At 74.5% G+C, this 23940-nt stretch carries 16 protein-coding genes and 1 tRNA gene; 4 read left to right on the top strand and 13 right to left on the bottom strand.

What is annotated here, in order from left to right; genetic code table 11:
- Positions 1-41 precede the first annotated feature (41 nt).
- Complete coding sequence (locus ACFVXH_RS34910) at positions 42-632, top strand: DUF4352 domain-containing protein (protein WP_375877760.1); 591 nt, start codon at positions 42-44, stop codon at positions 630-632.
- A gap of 138 nt (positions 633-770) precedes the next feature.
- Here the strand turns inward: ACFVXH_RS34910 and mfd are convergent, their stop codons facing one another.
- The 6 genes from mfd to ACFVXH_RS34880 form a co-directional block, all read right to left on the bottom strand.
- Positions 771-4400, bottom strand: coding sequence for a transcription-repair coupling factor (mfd, locus tag ACFVXH_RS34905; RefSeq protein ID WP_387829908.1), 3630 nt, complete (start codon positions 4398-4400; stop codon positions 771-773).
- A 732-nt stretch (positions 4401-5132) separates the two neighbouring features.
- Positions 5133-6497 (bottom strand): hypothetical protein, encoded by a 1365-nt coding sequence (locus ACFVXH_RS34900; RefSeq protein WP_380741124.1) that lies wholly within the window; start codon positions 6495-6497, stop codon positions 5133-5135.
- A 265-nt stretch (positions 6498-6762) separates the two neighbouring features.
- Positions 6763-9486 carry an SUKH-4 family immunity protein gene (locus tag ACFVXH_RS34895; protein ID WP_387829905.1) on the bottom strand — a complete coding sequence of 908 codons (2724 nt, stop codon included), beginning with the start codon at positions 9484-9486 and terminating at the stop codon, positions 6763-6765.
- Between the two features lie 103 nt (positions 9487-9589).
- Complete coding sequence (locus ACFVXH_RS34890; RefSeq protein WP_049660184.1) at positions 9590-10591, bottom strand: SMI1/KNR4 family protein; 1002 nt, start codon at positions 10589-10591, stop codon at positions 9590-9592.
- 138 nt (positions 10592-10729) lie between these two features.
- Positions 10730-11890, bottom strand: coding sequence for a DegT/DnrJ/EryC1/StrS family aminotransferase (locus ACFVXH_RS34885; protein ID WP_387829902.1), 1161 nt, complete (start codon positions 11888-11890; stop codon positions 10730-10732).
- Complete coding sequence (locus ACFVXH_RS34880; RefSeq protein ID WP_387829899.1) at positions 11887-13047, bottom strand: Gfo/Idh/MocA family protein; 1161 nt, start codon at positions 13045-13047, stop codon at positions 11887-11889. Before ACFVXH_RS34880 ends, ACFVXH_RS34885 begins: the two co-directional genes overlap by 4 nt.
- Before the next feature lie 387 nt (positions 13048-13434).
- Here ACFVXH_RS34880 and ACFVXH_RS34875 point away from each other — a divergent pair, with 387 nt between their 5' ends.
- Both ACFVXH_RS34875 and ACFVXH_RS34870 read left to right on the top strand, forming a co-directional pair.
- Positions 13435-13896 (top strand): YwqJ-related putative deaminase, encoded by a 462-nt coding sequence (locus ACFVXH_RS34875; RefSeq protein ID WP_049653632.1) that lies wholly within the window; start codon positions 13435-13437, stop codon positions 13894-13896.
- Positions 13897-13972: 76 nt separating this feature from the next.
- Positions 13973-14500, top strand: a complete 528-nt coding sequence (locus ACFVXH_RS34870) for an SUKH-3 domain-containing protein (protein ID WP_049653631.1) — start codon at positions 13973-13975, stop codon at positions 14498-14500.
- Between the two features lie 67 nt (positions 14501-14567).
- On the opposite strand, the gene ACFVXH_RS34865 is transcribed toward ACFVXH_RS34870, so the two are convergent.
- Positions 14568-15836: a sensor histidine kinase gene (locus ACFVXH_RS34865; RefSeq protein WP_049653628.1), complete on the bottom strand. Its 1269-nt coding sequence runs from the start codon at positions 15834-15836 to the stop codon at positions 14568-14570.
- Between the two features lie 259 nt (positions 15837-16095).
- Between ACFVXH_RS34865 and ppc the strand changes: the two genes are divergently transcribed.
- On the top strand, positions 16096-18900 hold the full coding sequence (gene ppc / locus ACFVXH_RS34860; protein WP_049653627.1) for a phosphoenolpyruvate carboxylase: 2805 nt from the start codon (positions 16096-16098) through the stop codon (positions 18898-18900).
- 67 nt (positions 18901-18967) lie between these two features.
- On the opposite strand, the gene ACFVXH_RS34855 is transcribed toward ppc, so the two are convergent.
- The 6 genes from ACFVXH_RS34855 to ACFVXH_RS34830 form a co-directional block, all read right to left on the bottom strand.
- Positions 18968-19291 carry a hypothetical protein gene (locus ACFVXH_RS34855; protein ID WP_387829895.1) on the bottom strand — a complete coding sequence of 108 codons (324 nt, stop codon included), beginning with the start codon at positions 19289-19291 and terminating at the stop codon, positions 18968-18970.
- Between the two features lie 145 nt (positions 19292-19436).
- Positions 19437-20015, bottom strand: a complete 579-nt coding sequence (gene pth / locus ACFVXH_RS34850; RefSeq protein WP_074001289.1) for an aminoacyl-tRNA hydrolase — start codon at positions 20013-20015, stop codon at positions 19437-19439.
- 108 nt (positions 20016-20123) lie between these two features.
- Entirely contained in the window at positions 20124-20711 is a 588-nt protein-coding gene (locus ACFVXH_RS34845; protein ID WP_049653621.1) for a 50S ribosomal protein L25/general stress protein Ctc, read from the bottom strand.
- A gap of 278 nt (positions 20712-20989) precedes the next feature.
- Positions 20990-21967: a ribose-phosphate diphosphokinase gene (locus tag ACFVXH_RS34840; protein WP_049653615.1), complete on the bottom strand. Its 978-nt coding sequence runs from the start codon at positions 21965-21967 to the stop codon at positions 20990-20992.
- Positions 21968-22168: 201 nt separating this feature from the next.
- The gene (gene glmU / locus ACFVXH_RS34835) at positions 22169-23623 is read right to left on the bottom strand and encodes a bifunctional UDP-N-acetylglucosamine diphosphorylase/glucosamine-1-phosphate N-acetyltransferase GlmU (protein WP_387829891.1); all 1455 of its coding nucleotides are present in this window, start codon (positions 23621-23623) and stop codon (positions 22169-22171) included.
- Positions 23624-23766: 143 nt separating this feature from the next.
- A tRNA-Gln gene (locus ACFVXH_RS34830) sits at positions 23767-23837 on the bottom strand.
- Positions 23838-23940 lie beyond the last annotated feature (103 nt).

Raw genomic sequence — 23940 nt, 5'->3', positions numbered from 1 at the left:
GGGCGGCGCCAGGAAGACCACCGATCACCGGGAGAACACCCATGTCCGCGACCACCCGCCGCCGCACCGCCTCCCTGCTGCTGGGCGCCGCCCTGATCACGCTCACCGCGACGGCGTGCAACTCCACCGGCGGCCCGTCCGTCGCCACCGAGCCCAAGCAGAGCGCCGCCGCGAGCGCGCCCGCCGGCGGCGGCAAGCCGGCCGACGCCCCCAAGGTGGCGCAGGTCGGCGACACCATCCCGCTCAAGGGCAACGACCCGGCCGACACCGCCGAGGTGACGCTGGTGAAGGTGGTCGACAACGCCGAGGCCGACAACGAGTACGTCCACCCGGCCGACGGCAAGCGCTTCGTCGCGGTGCAGTTCCGGATCAAGGCCAGCGGCAAGAAGGCCTACAGCGACGCCCCGGGCAACGGCGCCAAGGTGCTGGACGCCCAGGGCCAGGCCTTCGGCACCACGGTCGCCGACACCAAGGCCGGCCCGAGCTTCCAGGTCCCGGCCACCATCGCCCCCGGCGAGAGCGCCCTCGGCTTCGTCACCTTCGAGGTCCCGAAGGACGTCAAGCTCGACAAGGCCCAGTTCGGCCTGGACAGCGGCTTCGCCCCGCAGACCGGCCAGTGGAAGATCGGCTGACAGCCCTGTTCACAGCCGCGGCCCCGCCCCGCCCCGCTCAGGCGGACGGACAGGCAGGCGGACAGGCAGGCGGACAGAAACGAAACGGCGGCCCCGGGCAGAGCCCGAGACCGCCGTGGACCACCCGAGGGGCGGACGCTACTTCTTCGCCCCCGCCAGGTCGTCGAACATCGCCGACAGGAACTCGCTGCACCAGCCCAGCAGCTCCCGCCCGACCAGCGGCTTGCCGCCGATCCGCCCGGTGCTCGGGCGCGGCACCAGCAGCTGCTGGGCCGCCGCCTTCACCTGGCTGCGCGGGTAGAGCCGGTTCAGCCGCAGCTGCTGGGACTCCCGCAGCTCCACCGGCCCGAAGCGCACGTTGGAGCCCTGGAGGGTGATGTCCGAGATCCCGCACCGCCGGGCGTACAGCCGCAGCGCCGCGACCAGCAGCAGGTTCTCCACCGGCTCGGGCAGCTTGCCGTAGCGGTCCACCAGCTCGTCCCGGACCTGCTGGATGTCCTCCTCCGAGTTGACCGCGGCGATCGAGCGGTACGCCTGCAGCCGCAGCCGCTCGCCGGGCGCGTAGTCGTGCGGCACGTGGGCGTCGACCGGCAGCTCGATCTTCACCTCCAGCGGCTCCTCCTCCGCCTCCCCGCCGCCGGCCAGCGACTCGCGGAACTCCGCCACCGCCTCGCCGACCATCCGCATGTAGAGGTCGAAGCCGACGCCCGCGATGTGCCCGGACTGCTCGCCGCCGAGCAGGTTGCCCGCGCCGCGGATCTCCAGGTCCTTCATCGCGACGTACATGCCCGCGCCCATCTCGGTGTGCTGGGCGATGGTGGCCAGCCGCTCGTGCGCGGTCTCGGTGAGCGGCTTCTCCGGCGGGTACAGCATGTACGCGTAGCCGCGCTCGCGGCCGCGGCCGACCCGGCCGCGCAGCTGGTGCAGCTGGGAGAGGCCGAAGGTGTCGCCGCGCTCCACGATCAGGGTGTTGGCGTTGGAGATGTCGATGCCGGACTCCACGATCGTGGTCGACACCAGGACGTCGAACTCCTTCTCCCAGAAGTCGACGACGACCTTCTCCAGCTGGGTCTCCCCCATCTGCCCGTGCGCGGTGGCGATCCGCGCCTCGGGCACCAGGTCCTTCAGCCGGGCGGCCGCCTTGTCGATCGACTCCACCCGGTTGTGGATGTAGAACACCTGGCCCTCGCGCAGGAGTTCACGCCGGATCGCGGCCGAGATCTGCTTCTCGTCGTACGGCCCGACGAAGGTCAGCACCGGGTGCCGCTCCTCCGGCGGGGTGGTGATGGTGGACATCTCGCGGATGCCGGTGACCGCCATCTCCAGGGTGCGCGGGATCGGGGTCGCGGACATGGTGAGGACGTCCACGTTGGCGCGCAGCTTCTTCAGCTGCTCCTTGTGCTCGACGCCGAAGCGCTGCTCCTCGTCGACGATGACCAGGCCGAGGTCCTTGAACCTGGTCTCGGAGGAGAACAGCCGGTGGGTGCCGATGACGACGTCCACCGAGCCCTCGAACAGCCCCTCCAGGACGGCCTTGGCCTCGCTGTCGGTCTGGAAGCGGGACAGCGCCTTCACCGTCACCGGGAAGTTGGCGTAGCGCTCGGCGAAGGTCGAGAAGTGCTGCTGCACCAGCAGCGTGGTCGGCACCAGCACCGCCACCTGCTTGCCGTCCTGCACGGCCTTGAACGCGGCCCGCACCGCGATCTCGGTCTTGCCGTAGCCGACGTCGCCGCAGATCAGCCGGTCCATCGGGACGGACTTCTCCATGTCGGACTTGACCTCGGCGATGGTGGTCAGCTGGTCGGGCGTCTCCGCGTACGGGAAGGCGTCCTCCAGCTCGCGCTGCCACGGGGTGTCCGGGCCGAAGGTGTGGCCGGGGGCGGCCATCCGGGCCGAGTACAGCTTGATCAGGTCGGCGGCGATCTCCTTGACCGCCTTCTTGGCCCGCTGCTTGGTCTTCGCCCAGTCCGCGCCGCCGAGCCGGTGCAGCGTCGGGGCCTCGCCGCCGACGTACTTGGTGACCTGGTCGAGCTGGTCGGTCGGCACGAACAGCCGGTCGCCGGGGTGGCCGCGCTTGGCCGGGGCGTACTCCAGCACCAGGTACTCGCGGGTGGCGCCCTGGACGGTGCGCTGCACCATCTCGACGTACTTGCCGACGCCGTGCGCCTCGTGGACGACGTAGTCGCCGGCCACCAGCGCCAGCGGGTCGATCGCGTTGCGGCGGCGCGAGGGCATCCGGCGCATGTCCTTGGTGGAGGACTTCTGGCCGGACAGGTCGGTCTCGGTGATGACCGTGAGCTTCAGGTCCTCGTCGACGAAGCCGTGCTCGATCGAGCCGCAGGAGACGTGGACGACGTCCCGGGTGGGCGCCTCGGCGAGGTCGGCGACCAGGCGGGCCGGGATGCCCTCGTTGCCCAGCACCTCGGCGAGCCGGGAGGCCGGGCCGTGGCCCTCGGTCACCATGACGACCCGCCAGTCGGCGGCCAGCCGCTCCTTGGCGTCGGCGATCGCCCGGGCGGTGTCGCCCCGGTAGGCCTCGACGGCGTGCATGCCGAGGGTCAGCGTGTTGGCGTCGAACTCCAGGATGCCGTCGACCGTCGACTCGCTGGTCGCGAACGGGCTGACCGACCACCAGGGCAGCCCGATCTCGGCGGCGTGCTCGCGCACCTCGGCGAGCGAGCGCAGCGAGGCGGCGGAGACGTCGATGGCCTCCAGGTCGATCGGCCGGTCCCCGCCCGCCGCGGCCGCGACCCAGGACGCGTGCAGGAACTCCTGGCTGGTCGCGACCAGGTCGGCGGCCCGGGTGCGGACCCGCTCCGGGTCGCAGACCACCGTGACGGAGCCGAGCGGCAGCACGTCCAGCAGCAGCTCCATGTCGTCCACCAGCACCGGCGCCAGCGACTCCATGCCCTCGACCGCGATCCCCTCGGCGATCCGGTCGAGGATCTCGGCCAGCCCGGGGTGTTCGGCGGCCAGCTCGGCGGCCCGGGCCCGCACCTCGTCGGTGAGCAGCAGCTCCCGGCAGGGCGGCGCCCACAGGCCGTGCTCGGCGATCTCCAGCGAGCGCTGGTCGGCGACCTTGAAGTACCGGACCTCCTCGACCTCGTCGCCCCAGAACTCCACCCGCAGCGGGTGCTCCTCGGTCGGCGGGAAGACGTCCAGGATGCCGCCGCGGACGGCGAACTCGCCGCGCTTCTCGACCAGTTCGACGCGCGCGTAGGCGGCGGCGGAGAGCCGGCGGGCCACCTCCTCCAGGTCGTACGACTCACCGCGCCGGACGGCCACCGGCTCCAGCTCGGCCAGCCCCTTGACCTGCGGCTGGAGCACCGAGCGGACCGGGGCGACGATCACCTGGACCGGCCCCGCCGCCGGGTCGTCCGCCCTCGGGTGCACGATCCGGCGCAGCACGGCCAGCCGGCGCCCGACGGTGTCCGAGCGGGGCGACAGCCGCTCGTGCGGCAGGGTCTCCCAGGCCGGGAACTCGGCGACGGCGTCGGCGGGCAGCAGCGAGCGCAGCGAGGCCGCGAGGTCCTCGGCCTCCCGGCCGGTCGCGGTGACGGCGAGCACCGGACGGCCCCGTTCCCCGGCGGCCTGCCCGGCGAGCGCGCGGGCCAGCGCGGCGATGGCGAACGGCCGGGCGGCGGGCGGCCCGACCAGGTCCAGGTGGCGGCGTCCGCCGGCCGCGGCTCCGGCGGCGGTGGCCGCCTCGATGGCCTCGGCGAGCGCCGCGTCCCGCGCGACGACATCGAGCAGTCCGGTCAGACTCATCTGGGGTCTCTTCTTCGTCCCGTGGCTGGTGCTGTCCCGGGGCGGCGAAGGCCCGCCGGGGCAACGCGAACGGCCCGGCACGCCGAGCGGCCGGGGGTCTCCAGCCTACGCCGCGGCACGGACACGCACGCGGTCCACGGCTCCGGCGGGGCCGGACCCGAGCCGGACCGGGGACCGCGCCGGGACCTCGCCAGGACCGCACCGGGGCCATGCCGGGGCCCGGGGCGTCGACCCCCTCCCGTCCGCCCCCAAGTTTTGTCAGGAACACATCCGGGAACGAACGGCTGGACGGACCACTGGTCCGGCCGGTGGACGAACCGACCGGAACCCGCACCGAACCGGGCACGGCCATCCGCCACGAACTGGACATACTCCTGTCACTGGCCGTCCATGGAGATCGCGCACCATGGTGAACGTGCCCGCCGCACCCAACCGTGGGGGATGGCTGTGGGGGCACTGTCGCACCCCCGATGGGGGTCGGAGGTGCGAGGCCGGGCGGCCCTGGGTGGGGGCGCCCGCCCAAGCGCCGGGAACCGTGGCGCCCTTTCCTGGAGGGCGCCACGGGTCTCGGCCTCTTTCGTTCCCGGGGCCTACCCCGTCGGCCGCCGTCCTATCCCGAACCCGGCCCCCTGTTCCACCCCCGCCCCGCCCCGGCACGACCGGCACGACGAAGGCCCCGGCCCGCCCGGTGGGGGCGGTCGGGGCCTTCGCGGCGCGCGGTCGGGCGCCCGGTCAGCGGCGGTTGTAGCTCACCGTGTGCGGGGTCGCGTAGTCGCTGCCGTCGTCCACGATGATGATCTTCGGGACGATCCGGGTCTCGTCCTCCGACGGCTTCCCGGCACCCTTCTCCACCGCGGCCGTCCCGTCGGCGGTCCCGTCGACCGTCTCCTCGGCGGGCGGCGCGGCCGGCTTCGGCGGCACCGGGCCGGTCGCCACGGGCCCGCCGATGGCCCTGGTGGCACTGCTGCCGACCACCGGCGTCCGCAGCACGGTCGCCGCCCCCTCCCGGGCGGCGGGGGCCTTGGCCCCGGCCGGAGCCGCGGGGGCCAGGGCCTTGCGCAGGTTCGCCACCGGGATCTCCCCGGTGTCCGCCTCCGAGTCCACCGGCGCGGCGTCGACGACGGCGTCCGCGACGGCGTCCCGCGGCGCGGGGGTCGTGGCGGCCGCGCCGGAGGCCTGGACGGCCGCGGCGGCCGCAGCCGCCACCTCGGGCTCGATCTGGCCGACCGCCGCCCCGGTGAGCGAGGCCAGCGTGGCCTTGATGTGGTCCAGGTGCTGCTGCACCGTGTCCAGCCGGGTGTCGAACTCGCGCTGCTCGCGCTCGCTCTCCGCGTTGATCTTCTCGGCCTCCCGGCGGGCCTGCTCGATCAGCTGGTCGGCCTTGGCCTGGGCGTCCGTCTCCAGCTGCTTGATCCGGTTCAGCACGGTCTCCCGCTGCTGCTCCGCTTCCTTGACCCGGCGCTCGGCGGTCGCCGAGACCTCGGTGTCCTCGGCGTCGGCCTTGGCCTGGGCGGCGGCGAAGGTCTCGTCGGCCTTGCGGCGCCGGGTGGCCAGCTCGGCCTCGGCCTGCTCGCTGGCCTCGGCGGCGGCCACCCGCACCTTGGCGGCGTAGGCGGTGGCGGCGTCCCGGGCGGAACGGCTCTCCCGGTCGGCGTCGGACCGGATGCCCTCGGCCTCGGCCCGGGTCCGCTCCTCGGTGCGGCGGGCGGCCGCGTCGGCGTCGGTACGGGTCGTGGTGCCGTACTCCTTGGCGGCGCGGTCGGCGGCCTGGCCGGCCTCGTAGACCTCGTCCCGCAGGTCCTCGGCGAAGCGCTCGGCCTTCTCCCGGACGGCGCGCGCCTCGTTCTCGGCCATCGCGGCCAGTCCGGCGGCCTGCTCGCTGAGCACCTGGTAGTCGGGCTCCGGGGCGTCCTCGGCGGTCCGGCGGATGTCGGCCAGTCGGGCCTCCATCTGCCGGATGCCTGCGCCCAGGACGCTCAGCCGCTCCCACGCCTCGTCACGCTGCGCGGTGAGGGCGGCGAGGGCTCGGTCGACCTGCTCGGGCACGTAGCCACGGCGGGCCTGGGTGAAGCCGTACTGGGGGACGGCGTCGCTCATGGGCTCTTCCCCTCGTTTCGCGGGCTGCGGAGCCCATGATCGGACGGAACGGACGGATCCGGAACCGGTTCGGAGGCCGGGGCCGGATTCCGCCGTCGTACGGACCGGAATGTGTCGAGGACCGGACGAATAGACCCATCCTCTTGACCTATTTTGCGCAGATCCGGGCGAAACCCCAACGAGGCACGGCTGCGTCGGCATGCCGAAGGGGTCGTTCCGGACACCGGAACGACCCCTCCCACCTGCGAGGATCAGCGACGACCCGCTACAGCAGGCCGTCCCAGAACTGCTCCAGCAGCACGGCCCACCACGTGTCCGCGTTCTGCAGGGCCGCCGGGTCGATCGCGGCGAGCTGGGCCTGGAAGTCGGTCGTCCATCGACCGGCCTGGTCCGGCGTCAGCCCGTACCGGAGCCGCCACATCCGGCCCAGCAGGGCCAGCGAGCGGACGAACTCCGGTACACCGCTGTTGACGAACCGGGGCGGCTGGCCGGTTCCATCGATGTCCACGGCCACCACGTGCGCGGTGCCGTACTGGACGCACAGCTGGCGGCCGTAGTCGTTGCCCAGCACCAGGTAGCCGCCGAAGTCCGGGCCCGCGGCGAGGCCGCGCTCGGCGGCCAGCTCGGCGAGCGTCGGGATCGGACGGCCCTCCTGCGCCTGCGCCCAGAAGAACGGCCCGAAGTCGCGCGGCAGCCCGGCCCACATCAGGCTCTGGGACACCGGCTCGGGCACGCCCTGGCGGGAGACGGCGCGCTGCTCGTAGCGGAACAGGTTCTGCCCGAAGGCGGCCCCGGTCTCCTGGGCGAGCTGCTGCGGCGGGAGCGGCGGCAGCGCCTGGACCGTCCCCGGCGCGGGCGGCGGCACCCGGAACGGGCGGACCCGCTGGGCGCCGGACGCCAGCTGGTGCAGCTCGTCCAGGTGGTCGAGCAGCTCGGCCATCCCGGCCTGCCGGGACGCGTGGTCGCGGCCGTACGGGGCGGTGTGGGTGAGCCGGACGTTCGGCCAGGACGCGGCGATCATGCGGTTGCAGTAGCCGCCCGGCAGGTCGCAGGACTCCAGCTCGGTGTAGAGCTCCAGCACCTGCTCCGGCGGCACGTTGAGCCGGCGCAGGTCCTGGAGGATCTTCCACTCCGGGTGCGGGGTGCCGGGCTCGCTGCGGTGCAGCAGCTTCTGCTCCGAGCCGTCCGGGCCCCGGTAGCTGAGCGCGGCGAAGTACCCCGGGCCGACCGCGGGCACGCCCGGCGGCACCGGCGCGGGCGGCGGCGAACCGGGCACCACCGCCGGCGGGACGACCCCGGCGGCGCCGGGCGCGTTCGGGTAGCCGTAGCCGGCCGCGGGCGCGGCGGGGGCCGCCGGACCGCCGGGCGGCGGCGGGACGGCGGGGCCGCCGGACGGCGGGGTGCCCGGGTCCGCCGGGGCGCCCAGCAGCGCCGGGTCGATCGCGCCCGCCAGCTGGGTCGCCTCGTACGACGGACCGGACGCGGCCGGGCCGGCGGCCGGCGCGGCCTGCGGGGCCGCCGGGGCCTCGCCGCCCCGCAGGCCCGCCGGGGGCGGGGGCGGCGGGGCGGAGGCGGCGCCACGACCACCGGGGTGGGCGGCGGGCGTGCCGGAGCCCGGGGTGTGCTTCAGCCCGGCGGGCGGAGGCGGCGGCGGACCCGAACCCGCACCGCGACCCAGCCCGGCGGCGGGGCCGGGGCCGGGGGAACCGGCGGGGCCACCGCGCAGCGCGGCCGGCGGGGGCGGCGGCGGACCCGAACCCGCGCCACGGCCCAGCCCGCCCTGCGGCGCGGCGGCCTCCGGGGCGACGGGGACCGGGGCTCCGGGGACCGGGGCACCGGGGGCCGGAGCGCCCGGGGCCGGAGCGCCCGGGGCCGGAGCACCGGGCAGCCCGGCGAGACCGGGCAGACCACCGGGCGGGGCCAGCATCGTCGGCGCGTGCTCCACCTGCGGACCACCGGCGGGCGGACCACCGGCGGGCGGGGCCACCGGGGCACCCGGCAGGCCCATCAGCCCGGGCATCGCGTCCGGCGAGGCGAGCAGCGTGGGCGCCGGCTCGGCGGCCGGGGCGGGCGCCGGCACTGGCGCCGGTCCCGGGGCCGGCGGCGCGACGGGCGGCGCCGGGGGCTGGGCGGCGGGCGGCTGGGCGGCGGACGGCGGGACCGGGGGCATGCCGTAGCCGCCACCCGTCGGCGGCATCAGCATGGTCGCGGCCTCGGCACCCGCCGACGCGGCGGGCTCGGGCAGGTCCGAGCCGGTGGTCCGCAGCCCTTCGGACATCAGGACGGTCGCGGCCTCGCCCTCGACCGGCGGCCGGCCGGGCACCACAGGCGCGACGGGCGCCGCGGACGCAACAGGCGCGACCGGAGCCGCGACCGGCGGCACCAGCGCGACGGCCGGCTCGTCGTGCCCGGCCGGCGGCGCGAGCATGGTCGGCGCGTCCCCGGCGGGCCGGCCGGAGTCCGGCGGCTCGGTCAGCACGGCCGGCCCGGGCCGCGGCGCCGCGGCGGGCGGCTCCTCGACGGGCGCGACAGCCGGAACGGGCGCGGCAGCGGCGGCAACAGCGGCCGGAGCCGTCCCGAGCCGCTCCGCCTCCGCCGCGATCGCCGCGGCCCCCGCCTCCTGGAGCCACTGCGGCGGGCTGAGCAGGAAGGAGGTCGCCTCCACCGGCCCGGGCGCGGGCTTCGCCGCCCCCGCCGGGTTGGCCGCCACCGGCCGCCCGTAGACCTCCTCGTACTGCCGGACCACCTCGTTGACGGGCAGCGCGGGCCAGAGCGTGCTGGCGCCGGAGTCCCGGGCGATCACCAGCCGCGCCTCCCCCGAGCCGCCGCCCGCACCGCCCGAGCCGTCGGCCGGGCCCGTGGGCGCCACCGCCCAGCAGACGAAGCCCAGGTCGAACTCCCGGACCCGCACCTCGCGCTGCTGCGAGCGCGGCACCCCGCCGTTGATCCACTCCTCGGCGAGCTCCTGCGCCTGCGCGTACGTCACCACGCCCGGTTCACCCCTGTCCGCATCCTCTTCGTCCCCCGTTCCACCGCGACCACCTCGGCCACCGACACCACCGCGAGCACCACGAACACCGCGCCCACGCGCCTCAGCCGACCGGGACGGCCCGGGCGAACCCGCCGTCCACCATCAGCTCCGCGACCGTCTCCAGCTCCGGCGGGCTGCCGGCCAGCCGCAGCAGGAAGGCGTCGAAGTCCTCGCCGCAGGGCAGCAGCAGCCGGGCGCAGCGGTCCTCCGGCGCCTCCGGGCCGCCGGCGTCGCGGGCGTCGTCGTACAGGTGGAACCAGACCGAGCCGGTCCGCTCGCCGCGCACCTTGAGCGCGACCAGGCCGCCCTGCGCGTAGGCGATGCCCAGGTAGTCCTTGGTGAGGTGGTCGCGCAGGCACTTGTTGGCGTACACGACGTCGTCGGTGCCGTACTCCTCGGTGAGCGTCAGGAACGGCTGGTCGAGCAGCAGTCCGAGCTCGGTGTCCAGCGCCACGCCGACCGGGGCGCGGCCGCCGCCCAGCTTGAGGAAGGTGCGGTAGGCGTCGGGCAGCCGGTAGCCGAGGCGCTCCTCGGCGCGCTGCACCAGGTCCTCGGGGACGCCGATCGGGTCGCCGCCGTCCCCGGCCAGCGAGAAGTGCACCGGCCTGCGCTCCTGCAGCGGGCGGGTGCCGCGGCGGGTGTGGTCGGCGGCGGAGGTGGCCAGGCCGCCGTGGTGCCGCAGCAGCGCCTTGACCTCGACCGGGACGAGCTCCATCCGCCGCCAGCCGGGGGCGGCCCGGCCGACCGCGTGGTGCCAGGTCCAGCCGGGCGGGGTGGCGACGGCGGTCGGGAGGTCGGCCCAGAGCGGGTGGCCCTGGGTGTAGAGCGCGGCGTTGGCCGAGACGTAGTCGGTCAGCCGCAGTTCGTCCACGCCGAAGCCCGCCGGCGGGTCGGCCACCTCGGCCGCGGCGGCGGCGTACGGACCGAAGTCCGGGAAGCCGTACTCGTCCACCCTGACCCCGGCGGGGTGCCGCTCCGCGCGGACCGGGTCCGGGAACTGCACCACCTGACCTGCGTACGCCGCGTTCGGTGCGGCGGCGACGCCGGGCCGACCTGTCGTCATCTGGGAGCCCCCACTGGCTGCTGCAAAATACGGTGCTTGCTGGGCACCAGCCTAGGGCCTGCCCTCAACCCCCGGTCAGCCAGGCGGACGACGGGCCCCTGCCCCGGAGAGCCCGGAGCGCGGGCAGTGCCCCCGCCGTCACAGCCGCCCGCCCAGCGCCCGCGCCAGCGCCTCGGCCACCCGCAGCTGCCGGGCCTCGGTGAGGTGCGGGTGCAGCGGCAGGCTGAGCAGTTCGCGGGCGGCCCGCTCGGCGACCGGGAACGTCCCCTCGCGGTGGCCGAGGTGACGGAACGCGGGTTGCAGGTGGACCGGCACCGGGTAGTGCACCCCGGCGCCGATCCCGGCGGCGTGCAGCGCGGCCAGCACCGTGTCGCGGTCCCGACCGGGGCCGATCCGCACCGGGTACAGGTGCCGGACGTGCTCGTTGCCGGGCGCGGTACGGGGCAGGGCGAGTCCGTCCAGCCCGCCCAGCAGCGCGTCGTAGCGGGCGGCGGCGGCCCGGCGGGCGGCGTTCCAGGCGGGCAGCCGGCGCAGTTTGGCGCGCAGCACGACGGCCTGCAGCGCGTCCAGCCGGGAGTTGCAGCCGAACCGTTCGTGCCGGTACCGGTCGCGGGCGCCGTGGTCGCCGGTCAGCCGGACGGCGTCGGCCAGGGCGTCGTCGTCGGTGAGCACCGCCCCGGCGTCGCCGTAGGCGCCGAGGTTCTTGCCCGGGTAGAAGCTGGTGGCCGCGATCCGCCCGTACCAGGTGCGCCCGTGCTGCCGGGCGCCCTGGGACTGCGCCGCGTCCTCCACCACCGGACGGCCGTCGGCCGCCGCCAGCAGCGGGCCCATCGGGGCGAGTTGGCCGAAGAGGTGGACGGGCAGCAGCGCGACCGTGCCGGGCAGCGCGGCGGCGGCCCGTTCCGGGTCCATCAGCAGGTACTCCGGGTCGGCGTCGACGAGCACCGGGCGCAGCCCGGCCCGCAGCACCGCCTCGGCGGTGGCGACGAAGGTGTTGGCGGGCAGCACCACCCCGCCGCCGGGCGGCAGGTCCAGGGCGCGTAGGGCCAGTTCGAGCGCGTCGGTGCCGTTGGCGGCGCCCACGCAGTGCCGGACGCCGACGAAGGCCGCGTACTCCCGCTCGAAGGCGGCCACTTCGGGGCCCTTGACGAAGGCTCCGGAGGCGAGCACCCGGTCGAAGCCGGCCCGCACCTCCTGCGCCACCTCGGCGTGCGCCGCCGCCAGATCGACCAGCGGGACGCCCTCCCCAACAGCACCGCTCCCCGCGCCGCTCCCCGAACCGTGCACCACCCCGCTCACCGCGCCTCCGCCCCGGCCCGGACCGCCGCGCCCACCGGCACGGTGACCCCGCCGAGTTCGAGGCTGAGCGAGGCCGCCTCCAGCAGCTGCAGCACCCGCACCCCGGCCCGGCCGTCGGTGAGCGGGGCCCGGCCCTCGGTGATGGCGGCGGCGAACTCGGCCATCACGTTGCGCAGCGCCTCCTGCTCGACCAGCGCCGGCGCGACCATCTCGCCGACCCGGTAGGAGATCAGCGCCCGGTGCCGGATCTCGTCGGTGAGCTGGTCGGGCGGGGTGAGGTCGACGCCCCGGTCGTGCACCGCCAGCCGGGCCTGCGGGTTGAGGTCGTCCCAGACCAGGGTGCGCCGCGAGCCGCCGATCAGGGTGGTGCGGACCTTGGTCGGGGAGAGCCAGTTGACGTGGCAGTGCGCGAGCGCGCCGTTGCTGAGCCGGACCGTCAGGTACGCGACGCAGGCGCGGCCGGCCCCGATCGGGTCGGCGCCCTGGGCGGACACCCCGACCGGTTCGACCCCGGGCGGCAGCACGAAGTCCAGGATCGACAGGTCGTGCGGGGCGAGGTCCCACAGCACGTCGACGTCCGGCTGCACCAGGCCGAGGTTGATCCGCACCGAGTCGAAGAACTGGACGTCCCCGATCTCCCCGCCGTGGACCAGCTCGCGGATCCGCCGCACCGCCGGGGTGTAGCAGAAGGTGTGGTCGCACATCAGCACCAGCCCGCGCCGCTCGGCCAGGTCGACCAGCTCCTCGGCCTCGGCGGCGGAGGTGGTGATCGGCTTCTCCACCAGGACGTGCTTGCCGGCCTCCAGCGCCGCCCGCACCAGCGCGTAGTGGGCGCCCGCCGGTGTGGCCACCGCGACCGCGCCGACCCGTTCGTCCGCCAGCACCCGCCAGTAGCTGGCGGTCGCCCCGACGGTGCTGTACTCCCCCAGCACCGCCCGGGCCTTGGCCTCGTCCAGGTCGCACAGCCAGTGCAGCCGCAGCGCCCGGGTCTGCTGCGCGTTGCGGACCAGCTTCGGGCCCCAGTAGCCGGCCCCGACCACGGCCAGCCCGACGGGGCGCTCGGGCACCGGCCGGGGCGGCTCGTCCGGTGCGGGTACGTGGCCGCCGGGTGCCTGGTTGGCGGCCTGCCAGTGGTCGTCCTGCGGTTCCGACGTCATCGCACGGGCCCCTTCGCTCAGCGCCGGGGTGGGCGGCAGGCCCTCCCCGGTGGCCTCAACGTCCGGCGCGGGCACGGGAGTCGGGCCCGCCCGGCGGTTGCTCCGCGCGGTCGGCCGCGTCCCCCTTCGGCTCGCTGCCGGAACGGTACCGGCCGCGTACCGGCCTCCGGGGCCGTTTCGGTAAATCGGCGGACAAGTCGTGACGGACGCGTGCGCGTTCGGCCAGCATCGGGTGACCGCCGGGCCGGTCCGTGGCGCCACCGGCCGCCGCCGCACCCCGGTTGCGCGGTTGTCAGTGCCGTTTGACAGGCTTGCCCCTGAACAGGCTTGCCCCGGACGGGCCCGGTCACTCCGGCCGACACCGGGTTACCAGGAGGAGGACGACGGATGACCACCGGTGAGCCGGCGGGCCCGCCCGTGCTGCGCCACCACCGCGACAGCCTGCTGCCCGCCGTCGCCGCCGCGCTGTCGCTCAAGGGCGGCGAGGTGCACACCCTGGCGGGCGACAAGGACCCGCGCCGCCCGGTGCTGCACCACCTGGTCGCCGATTTCCTGGACGCCCTGCCGACGGAGGCCCGCGAGCGGTTCACCGGCCGCTGCCCGGAGGCCGTCCTGCTCTCCCAGCACCTGGCCGCGGTCGACGGCCGGCGCTCCAAGCGCGCCGCCCGCAAGCCGATGACGCTGCACGAGGCCCGCAAGGCACTCAAGGGCTCCCGGATGACGACCGTCCGCATCCGCGAGGAGGGGGATCCGGCGCACGGCAGCCACGCCCCGCCCTGCCGCTCCTGCGCTCCGATGCTGGAGCACTTCACCGTGCGCAGCGTCGCCGTCGGGCCGCCCGCGCACTGACCGCCCGCGCACTGACCGGCCGAGCCGCCGGCACGTCCCCCGTCCCCCAGCCCTGGAGCCCGCCCTGAACCCGCCCATCCCGCCCGCACCGGCCACCCTCTCCCCCGCCGGCGCCCGGACCCGCCCGCGCTTCCCCGCCGACGTCGCCGCCGAGCTCAAGGCGGCCGGCTGGCACCCCGGCCGCTGGCAGATCCGGCAGGCCGAGGAGTGGGCCGACGCCCTGGTCGGGTACGGCGCGCCCACCGGCGTGACGCACGCGGTGTTCCCGGCGGCGGTGGAGGCCTGGGCCGAGTTCGGCGGCCTCGCCTTCGACCTGTCCGGCCCGGGCCGCCAGCTGGCCCGCACCCCGTTCCTGATCGACCCGCTGTGCGGCCTGCACCAGCCGCGCACCCTGCTCGACCTCGGCCGGGCGCTGGGCACCCGGCTGGCCCCGCTCGGCGAGGAGGCGTACGGGCAGGCGCTGCTGGCCGTCGACGAGGAGGGCCGGGTCTACAGCCTGGACCACACCGGCGAGTGGTTCCTCGGGCACGGCATCGACCAGGCGGTCTCCGCCCTGGTCCTGGGCACGGCCCCGGAGCGGCTGCGGACCCCGGACGAGTACTGACGAGTGCTGACGGGCACCGAGGCGTACGGAGGAGGAGCACCGGGAGCGCCGGAGCACCGGGCCCGGCTCAGCGCAGCCGCTCGGCCCGCACCGCCAGCCGGGACGGCAGCACCGCCTCGATCCGGAACCCGCCGTCCGCCTCCGGCCCGGAGGAGAAGGTGCCGCCCAGCGCGATCACCCGTTCCCGCATCCCGACCAGCCCGTTGCCCCCGCTGGGCAGCTTCGCCGCGCCCCGCTCCCCGCCCGGGCAGGCGTTCACCACGGCCACCCGCACCCCGTTCGGCGCGTACGAGAGCAGGACGGACACCTGGGCGCCGCCCGCGTGCTTGTGCGCGTTGGTCAGGCCCTCCTGGACGACCCGGTAGGCGGTCTGCTCGGCCTCGCCGGTGAACTCCTGCCGGCTGCCGCTGACCGTCAGGGTCACCGCCATCCCGGCCACCCGGGACTGGTCCACCAGCCGCGGCAGCCCGGCCAGCGAGTCCGGCTCCGGCTGCCGCTCGTCGTCCATCCGCAGCACCCCGAGGATCTCGCGCAGTTCGTTCAGCGCCTGCCGGCCGACCTCGCCCATCAGCTTGGCGCTCTGCGCCGCCTTCTCCGGGTCCTTGCCGACGATCCGCTCCAGCGCCCCGGCGTGCACCACCATCAGCGACACCCGGTGCGCCACCACGTCGTGCATCTCCCGGGCGATCCGGGTGCGCTCCTCCAGCCGGGCCCGGCGGGCGCGCTCCTGCGCCTGCTCGGCCAGCAGGTCCAGCTCGGTCTCCAGGCCGTGCGCGCGGTCCTTGAGCGACTCGATCAGCCGCCGCCGCGCGCCGACGTACAGTCCGGTCAGCACCGGGGCGACCGTCAGCCCGACCGCCACCAGCAGCGACAGCAGGATCTGACCCCACAGCGGCGGCGGGTCCACCGGCCCGTCCCCGGGCGTCATCAGCGACACCGCCATCACGGCGGCCGCCTCGGCGAAGGCCAGCGCGGACAGCGCGACCACCCGGCGGCGCCGCGAGGGCCACTCCCAGGTCGATGCCAGCGTGTACAGCGCCACCACCAGCAGCACCACGCCCAGCATTCCCGGCATCACCAGCAGCGTCACCAGCACCGGGACGGCCGGCCAGCGCCGGCGCACCACCAGGGAGCCGCCGGCCAGCGTGCCGAGCACGGCTATCCCGACCGCTCCCGCGGTGCTGACGTGGATCCGGGCGGAGAGGAAGGCGATCGTGCTGGCCGCGCACTCGACGGCGGCGAGCAACGCCAGCCCGATGTCCAGGAAAGCGCTGCGCGGCCGCTTCCACCACAAGAACGACCGGACCGGCACGCGCTCCCCAGGCGAGTTGCTCATGCCCCACAGCGTAAGCGGCAACCCCCTCCCCTCCCCACCGGGATCTCCCCGTACACCCCCCTAGGCCGTCAAGTGGTCCAGACCACAGGTGGTTTTCGGCAGCCCTGTCCGCCATCCGGCCACGTCGCGGACAGCACCCTCCCCGACACCTATGCTGGTCGCGTCGGACAGCGCGGTCCGCACGCGTCACACCCGCCACACGCGTGTGGACCTGTGACGATGAGCCGTTGCCGAACCCCACCACCACAGGGAGACAGCCGTGACCGCTCCGGTCCCCACCCCGGCGGACAGCCCCACGCCCGTCGTCGCCGATCCCGACAACGCCGCCCTGCGTGCGGACATCCGCCGCCTCGGCGACCTGCTCGGCGAGACGCTGGTCCGCCAGGAGGGCCCCCAGCTGCTGGGCCTGGTCGAACAGGTCCGCCTGCTGAGCCGCACCGACGGCGAGGCCACCGCCGAACTCCTCTCCGACATCGACCTGGACACCGCCGCGAAGCTGGTCCGGGCGTTCTCCACCTACTTCCACCTCGCCAACGTCACCGAGCAGGTGCACCGCGGCCGCGAGTTCGCCACCCGCCGCGCCCGCGAGGGCTCGCTGCTCGCGCAGACCGCCGACCTGCTCGCCGAGGCCGACGCCAAGCACCTCCAGGACACCCTGGCCCACCTCGCCGTGCGCCCGGTCTTCACCGCGCACCCCACCGAGGCCGCCCGCCGCAGCGTCCTCAACAAGCTGCGCCGGATCGGCGAACTCCTCGACCGCATCCACCGCGACGAGGTCACCTCCGGCCTGGCCGCCGCCGACCAGGCCCGCACCAGCAGCGCCAAGCGCTCCGCCGACCGCCGCCTGGCCGAGGTCATCGACCTGCTCTGGCAGACCGACGAGCTGCGCATCGCCCGCCCCGAGCCCACCGACGAGGCCCGCAACGCCGTCTACTACCTGGACGAGCTCTACCGCGAGGCCGTCCCCGAGGTCCTGGAGGAGCTGCACGAGGAGCTCGCCCGGGTCGGCCTGAGCCTGCCCGACGGCGTGCGCCCGCTCACCTTCGGCACCTGGATCGGCGGCGACCGCGACGGCAACCCCAACGTCACCCCGCAGGTCACCTGGGACGTCCTCAACCTCCAGCACGAGTACGGCATCAAGGACGCGCTCGCCGCGATCGACGACCTGCGCAACACGCTCTCCACCTCCGAGCGGCTGGCCGGCGCCTCGGTCGAGCTGCTCGCCTCGCTCAACACCGACCTGCACCTGCTCCCCGAACTCAGCCCGCGCTACAAGCGGATGAACGCCGAGGAGCCCTACCGCCTCAAGGCCACCTGCATCCGGCTCAAGCTGGAGAACACCCGCGAGCGGCTGGCCGGCGGCACCCCGCACGTCGAGGGCCGCGACTACCTCGGCACCCGCGAGCTGATCGCCGACCTGCGGCTGATCCAGGACTCGCTGCGCTCCCACCGCGGCGAGCTCATCGCCGACGGCCGCCTCGCCCGCGCCATCCGCACCGTCGAGGCCTTCGGCCTCCAGCTCGCCACCATGGATGTGCGCGAGCACGCCGAGGCCCACCACCACGCCCTCGGCCAGCTCTTCGACCGGCTCGGCGAGGAGGCCTGGCGCTACGCCGACATGCCCCGCGAGTACCGGCAGAAGCTGCTCGCCAAGGAGCTCCGCTCGCGCCGCCCGCTCGCCCCCACCCCGGCCCCGCTGGACGAGGCCGGCACCAAGACCCTCGGCGTCTTCAACACCGTCCGCCAGGGCTTCGAGCGCTTCGGCGACGAGATCGTCGAGAGCTACATCATCTCGATGTGCCAGGGCGCCGACGACGTCTTCGCCGCCACCGTGCTGGCCCGCGAGGCCGGCCTGATCGACCTGCACGCCGGCATCGCCAAGATCGGCATCGTGCCGCTGCTGGAGACCACCGACGAGCTCCAGCAGGCCGACCGCATCCTCGACGAGATGCTCTCCGACCCGTCCTACCGCCTGCTCGTCTCGCTGCGCGGCGACGTCCAGGAGGTCATGCTCGGCTACTCCGACTCCTCCAAGTTCGGCGGCATCACCACCTCCCAGTGGGAGATCCACCGCGCCCAGCGCCGGCTGCGCGACGTCGCCCACCGCTACGGCATCCGGCTGCGCCTGTTCCACGGCCGCGGCGGCACCGTCGGCCGCGGCGGCGGCCCCTCGCACGAGGCCATCCTGGCCCAGCCCTGGGGCACCCTGGAGGGCGAGATCAAGGTCACCGAGCAGGGCGAGGTCATCTCCGACAAGTACCTGCTCCCCTCGCTGGCCCGGGAGAACCTGGAGCTGACCCTCTCCGCCACGCTCTCCGCCTCCGCGCTGCACACCGCCCCGCGCCAGGCCCCCGAGTCGCTGGCCCGCTGGGACGCCGCGATGGACCAGGTCTCCGAGGCCGCCCACACCGCCTACCGCGGCCTGGTCGAGCAGGAGGACCTGCCGAAGTACTTCTTCGCCTCCACCCCGGTCGACCAGCTCGCCTCGCTCCACCTGGGCTCCCGCCCGTCCCGCCGCCCCGACTCCGGCGCCGGCCTGGACGGCCTGCGGGCCATCCCGTGGGTGTTCGGCTGGACCCAGTCCCGGCAGATCGTCCCCGGCTGGTACGGCGTCGGATCCGGCCTCGCCGCCGCCCGCGCGGCCGGCCTCGGCGACGTGCTGGACGAGATGTACGGCGAGTGGCACTTCTTCCGCAACTTCCTGTCCAACGTCGCCATGACGCTGGCCAAGACCGACCTGCGGATCGCCCGCCACTACGTCGAGCAGCTGGTGCCCGGCGAGCTGCACCACGTCTTCGACGAGATCAAGGCCGAGCACGCGCTCACCCTGCGCGAGGTGCTCCGGCTCACCGGCGAGAGCGAACTGCTGGAGCACAACCCGGTGTTGAAGCAGACCTTCGCCGTCCGCGACGCCTACCTCGACCCGATCTCCTACCTCCAGGTCGCGCTGCTGCGCCGCCAGCGCGAGGAGCTCTCGGCCGGGCGCCAGGACGACCCGCTGCGCGCCCGCGCGCTGCTGCTGACCGTCAACGGCATCGCCGCCGGCCTGCGCAACACCGGCTGACGGCCGGCCCGAGAACGGCCGAGGGCCGGTGTCCCGTCGGGGACACCGGCCCTCGGCCGTGAGGTTCCTACTCCGCGCTCTCGCCCGCGCGCTTGCGCTTCAGCCACAGCGCCGCGCCGCCGGCCGCGACCACCAGGCCGCCGCCGACCGCCAGCAGCCCCGCGTCGGGGCCCATCGAGTCACCGAGCACCGGGCCGAACTGCGCCGCCGCCGGCTCCGGGGAGACCGCCGGGTCCGACTCGGCGACCGGCTCCGCGTGCGCCACCGCACCGCCCGACAGCAGGACGCCGGCCACCCCCAGTGCACCGGCCGTACCGACCCGCCGGCCGAGCCGCCTCAGCTCGACCCCCCGGCTCCACCGCACTCGGCGGTCCGGACGCAATTCCCGCATCGAGAACTCCCCAGGACTCGTTCGCGTACCAGGCCGACGCTATCCGATCCCGCACAGGTTTCTCACACCGATTCAGGTTTGACGGGCCAAGCGTTGTACGACCGTTGCGTACCCCGCACAGGGTCCTGACGGACGGTCAGGAGGCTCAGGAGTTGTACGTCCCCTGGGCCCGCTCCAGCCCCTCGGACAGCAGCGCCTCCACCGCGTCCGCCGAGCGGTCCACGAACCACTCCAGCTCCTTGCGCTCGGTCGCGGAGAAGTCCTTCAGCACGAAGTCCGCGACCTCCATCCGGCCCGGCGGACGGCCGATCCCGCAGCGCACCCGGTGGTAGTCCGGGCCCAGCGACTTGGTGATCGACTTCAGCCCGTTGTGGCCGTTGTCCCCGCCGCCCAGCTTCAGCCGCAGCGTCGCGTAGTCGATGTCCAGCTCGTCGTGGACGGCGACCAGCGCCGAGGCCGGCGCCTTGTAGAAGTCGCGCAGCGCCGTCACCGGCCCGCCGGAGAGGTTCATGAAGGACATCGGCTTGGCCAGCACCACCCGCCTGCCCGCCAGCCGTCCCTCGGCCACCTGCGCCCGGCTCTTGTGCGCCTTGAACCTGGCACCCATCCGCTGCGCCAGCAGGTCCACCACCATGAAGCCGATGTTGTGCCGGTTCCGGGCGTACTGCTCCCCGGGGTTGCCCAGCCCGACCACCAGCCACGGGCCCTCGTACTCGTCCGCCATGCCGTCCTTCCTCTCCTTCGCGCTCGTCGTCATCATCCCGGACACGCCGCTGCCCCGGGCGCTCCGACGGGAGCGACCGGGGCAGCGGTCCGACTAACGGGGCGAGGCTCAGGCCTCGGTGCCCTCGGCCTCGGCGGCCTCGTCCTCGGCCGGGGCGGCCTGGGCGCCGATGACCTGCAGCACGACGGCGTCGGCGTCGACGGCCAGGGTGACGCCGGCCGGCAGGACGATGTCCTTGGCGTGGATGGCCGCGCCGGCCTCCAGGCCCTCGACCGAGACGGTGACCGACTCGGGCAGGTGGGTGGCCTCGGCCTCGATCGGGAGCGCGTTCAGGACGTGCTCCAGCAGGTTGCCGCCGGCGGCCAGCTCGCCCTCGGTGTGGACCGGGATCTCGACGGTGACCTTCTCGCCGCGCTTGACCAGCAGCAGGTCGACGTGCTCGATGGTGCGCTTGATGGCCTCGCGCTGGACGGCCTTCGGCAGGACGTACTCGTCCTTGCCCTCGATCGGGACGACCAGCAGGGCGTTCGGGGTCTTCAGGGCCATCATCAGGTCGTGGCCGGGCAGGTTCAGGTGAACCGGGGCGTGGCCGTGGCCGTAGACGACACCGGGGACGAAGCCGGCGCGGCGGGCGCGACGGGCGGCACCCTTGCCGAACTCGGAACGGGTCTCAGCGGCAATACGGATCTCGGACACGACTGCACTCCTCGTGGAAATGGCGCGGGGGTGCAGGCAATGCGAAAACCGCCGGGACCACACCCTCAGTACGTTCGGGGGTCACTCGGCGGCAACGGCCTGCCGGTGGACGGGAGTCCGGCACCGGCAGCGCGTCGATCACGGAGCGGGCACCCGGCAAGCAGGCGCACGGCATCCCTCGCCGAGCAGTTTCACGAGTCTAACCGCACGAACGGCCTCCCGCGAAATCGGCGGCGGCCCCGGTCCGACCGGACCGGGGCCGCCTGCACAGGCCTTCGTCAGTGCACGCCCTCGAAGAGGCTGGTCACGGAGCCCTCCTCGAAGACCTCGCGGATCGCGGCGGCGATCGACGGGGCGATGGACAGCGTGGTGATCTTGTCCAGCTGGATCGAGGCCGGGGTGGGCAGCGTGTTGGTGAACACGAACTCGCTCACCCGCGAGTTCTTCAGCCGGTCCGCGGCCGGGCCGGAGAGCACACCGTGGGTGGCGGCCACCACGACGTCCGCGGCGCCGTTGTCGAACAGCGCGTCGGCCGCGGCGCAGATGGTGCCGGCGGTGTCGATCATGTCGTCGACCAGCACGCAGACCCGGCCCTTGACGTCACCGACGACATCGGCCGACAGGATGGTGTTGGCCTGGGTGATGTCGCGGCGCTTGTGGATGATCGCCAGCGGGGCGTCCAGCCGGTCGCACCACTGGTCGGCGACCTTCACGCGGCCGGCGTCCGGGGAGACGACCGTCAGCTTGTCGCGGTCGACCTTCCCGCCGATGTAGTCGGCCAGCAGCGGCAGCGCGAACAGGTGGTCCACCGGGCCGTCGAAGAAGCCCTGGATCTGCGCGGTGTGCAGGTCCACGGCCATCAGGCGGTCGGCACCGGCCTGGCGCAGCAGGTCGGCGACCAGGCGGGCCGAGATGGGCTCGCGGCCGAGGTGCTTCTTGTCCTGGCGGGCGTACCCGTAGAACGGCAGGATCGCGGTGATGCTCTTGGCGGAGGCCCGCTTCAGAGCATCGATCATGATCAGCTGTTCCATGATCCACTGGTTGATGGGAGCCGTGTGGCTCTGCATCACGAAGCAGTCCGCGCCGCGCGCGGAGTCCAGGAAGCGGACGTAGATCTCGCCGTTGGCGAAGTCCAGGGCCTTGGTGGGGACCAGCTCGGTCCCGAGCGCCTCGGCCACCTCCTTCGCCAGCTCCGGGTGGGCACGGCCGGAGAAGAGCTTCAGCTTCTTCTCACCCGACGTCGTGATCCCGCTCACTGCACCGTCTCCTCGCGTTGCGAACGCTGAACCCTCGACCCGGTGGCGGGCAGGCAGGGCCCGCTCGCGGTACGGGTTGGGGAATTGTCGGTACGCCTGGACACGGGCGGTAAGCCCTGTGGCGCACGTATGTCCCCAAGGTTACGCGCCCGCGCAGAAACCGTCCGCCTCGGGACCGTCCCCCGGCCCCGGCCCGCCCGCTCAGGCCTGCTCGGCCCCGTCCGCCGCCGCCTTCGCGGCCTGCGCGGACACCGTCCCGGGGCGCTTGCGCTCGACCCAGCCCTCGATGTTGCGCTGCGTGGCCCGGTTCACACCGAGCGCCCCGGCCGGGACGTCGTTGGTGATCACCGAGCCGGCGCCGGTGTAGGCGCCGTCACCGACGGTGACCGGGGCGATGAACATGTTGTCCGAGCCGGTGCGGCAGTGCGCGCCGATGACCGTGCGGTGCTTGTTCACGCCGTCGTAGTTCACGGTGACGGAGGCCGCGCCGATGTTGGTGCCCTCGCCGATCGTGGCGTCGCCGATGTAGGACAGGTGCGGCACCTTGGCGCCCTCGCCCAGCTCGGAGTTCTTCACCTCGACGTAGGTGCCGACCTTCGCCTTGCGGCCCAGCCGGGCACCCGGCCGCAGGTAGGCGTACGGGCCGGCGGTGGCCAGCTCGCCGATCTCGGCGCGGTCGGCCGTGGTGTTGCTCACCCGGGCGCCGGCGCCGACCAGGGTGTCCTTGAGGGTCGAGTTCGGGCCGACCTCGCAGCCCTCGCCCAGGTGCGTGGCGCCCTGGAGCTGGGTGTTCGGCAGCACCACGGCGTCCGGCTCGTACGTGACCTGCACGTCGAACCAGGTGGTCGCCGGGTCCACCACGGTGACGCCCTCGCGCATCGCCCGCTCCAGCAGGCGGTCGTTCAGCAGCCGGCGGGCCTGCGCCAGCTGGACCCGGTCGTTGATGCCCAGGATGTCCCGGTGGTCCTCGGCCACCACGGCGCCGACCCGGTGGCCCGCCGTGCGCAGGATCTCCAGGGTGTCGGTCAGGTACTCCTCGCCCTGCGAGTTGTCCGTGGTGAGCTCGCCCAGCGCCGCGGTGAGCAGCTTGGCGTCGAAGGCGAAGACGCCGGAGTTGATCTCGGTGATCGCGCGCTGGGTGGCACTGGCGTCGCGCTCCTCGACGATCGCGGCGACGGTGCCGTCCTCGTCCCGCAGGATGCGGCCGTAGCCGAAGGGCTCCGGGACGACGGCGGTCAGCACGGTGACGCCGTTCTGCTGGGCGGTGTGCGCGTCGGCCAGCCGGCGCAGGGTCTCCCCGGTCAGCAGCGGCGAGTCGCCGGCGGTGACGATCACGGTGCCGTCCAGCACGGCGCCGTCGGCGGCCAGCGACTCCAGCGCGGTGCGCACCGCGTGCCCGGTGCCGTTCTGCTCCGCCTGCACCGCGGTGCGGGTGGCCGGGTAGTGCTCCGTCAGGTGCGCCACGACCAGCTCGCGCTGGTGGCCGACCACGACGACCAGCTGGCCAGGCGTCAGTTCCCGGGCCGCCGAGACCGCGTGACCCACCAACGAGCGGCCGCACACCTCGTGCAGCACCTTGGGCAGCTTGTTCGACTTCATCCGGGTCCCGCCACCGGCGGCGAGCACGACAACGGCGGCAAGCGAATTGGCACCCATGCGGGGAGGCTCCTCGGTAGGTTCACAGAGAGGGCAGAGCAGGCCCGGCCCGGACCCAGGCCGGTCGCCATTCGCACAGTCCGCCGAGCAGCACCGACAATACCGGCGCCACGGATAACGCCCGAACCCGAGGCGTGCAGAGGCTCCGCCGCTAGGATTCGAACCCAGACAAAGGCCTCCAAAGGGCCCTGTGCTGCCATTACACCACGGCGGACAGTCGTGTCAGACCCTACCCGAGAGGGCCCTGCCGTGGGTATCGACTTGACCGATCCACGGCCCGGATTCCAGCCCCGGCGGCCGAACCCGCCGGCCCCCCG

Origin of the sequence: Kitasatospora sp. NPDC058184 (assembly GCF_042883725.1) — a bacterium.
Taxonomy (GTDB): domain Bacteria; phylum Actinomycetota; class Actinomycetes; order Streptomycetales; family Streptomycetaceae; genus Kitasatospora.
The sequence above is the reverse complement of the archived record's forward strand: the minus strand, read 5'-3'. Positions and strand labels throughout refer to the sequence as shown.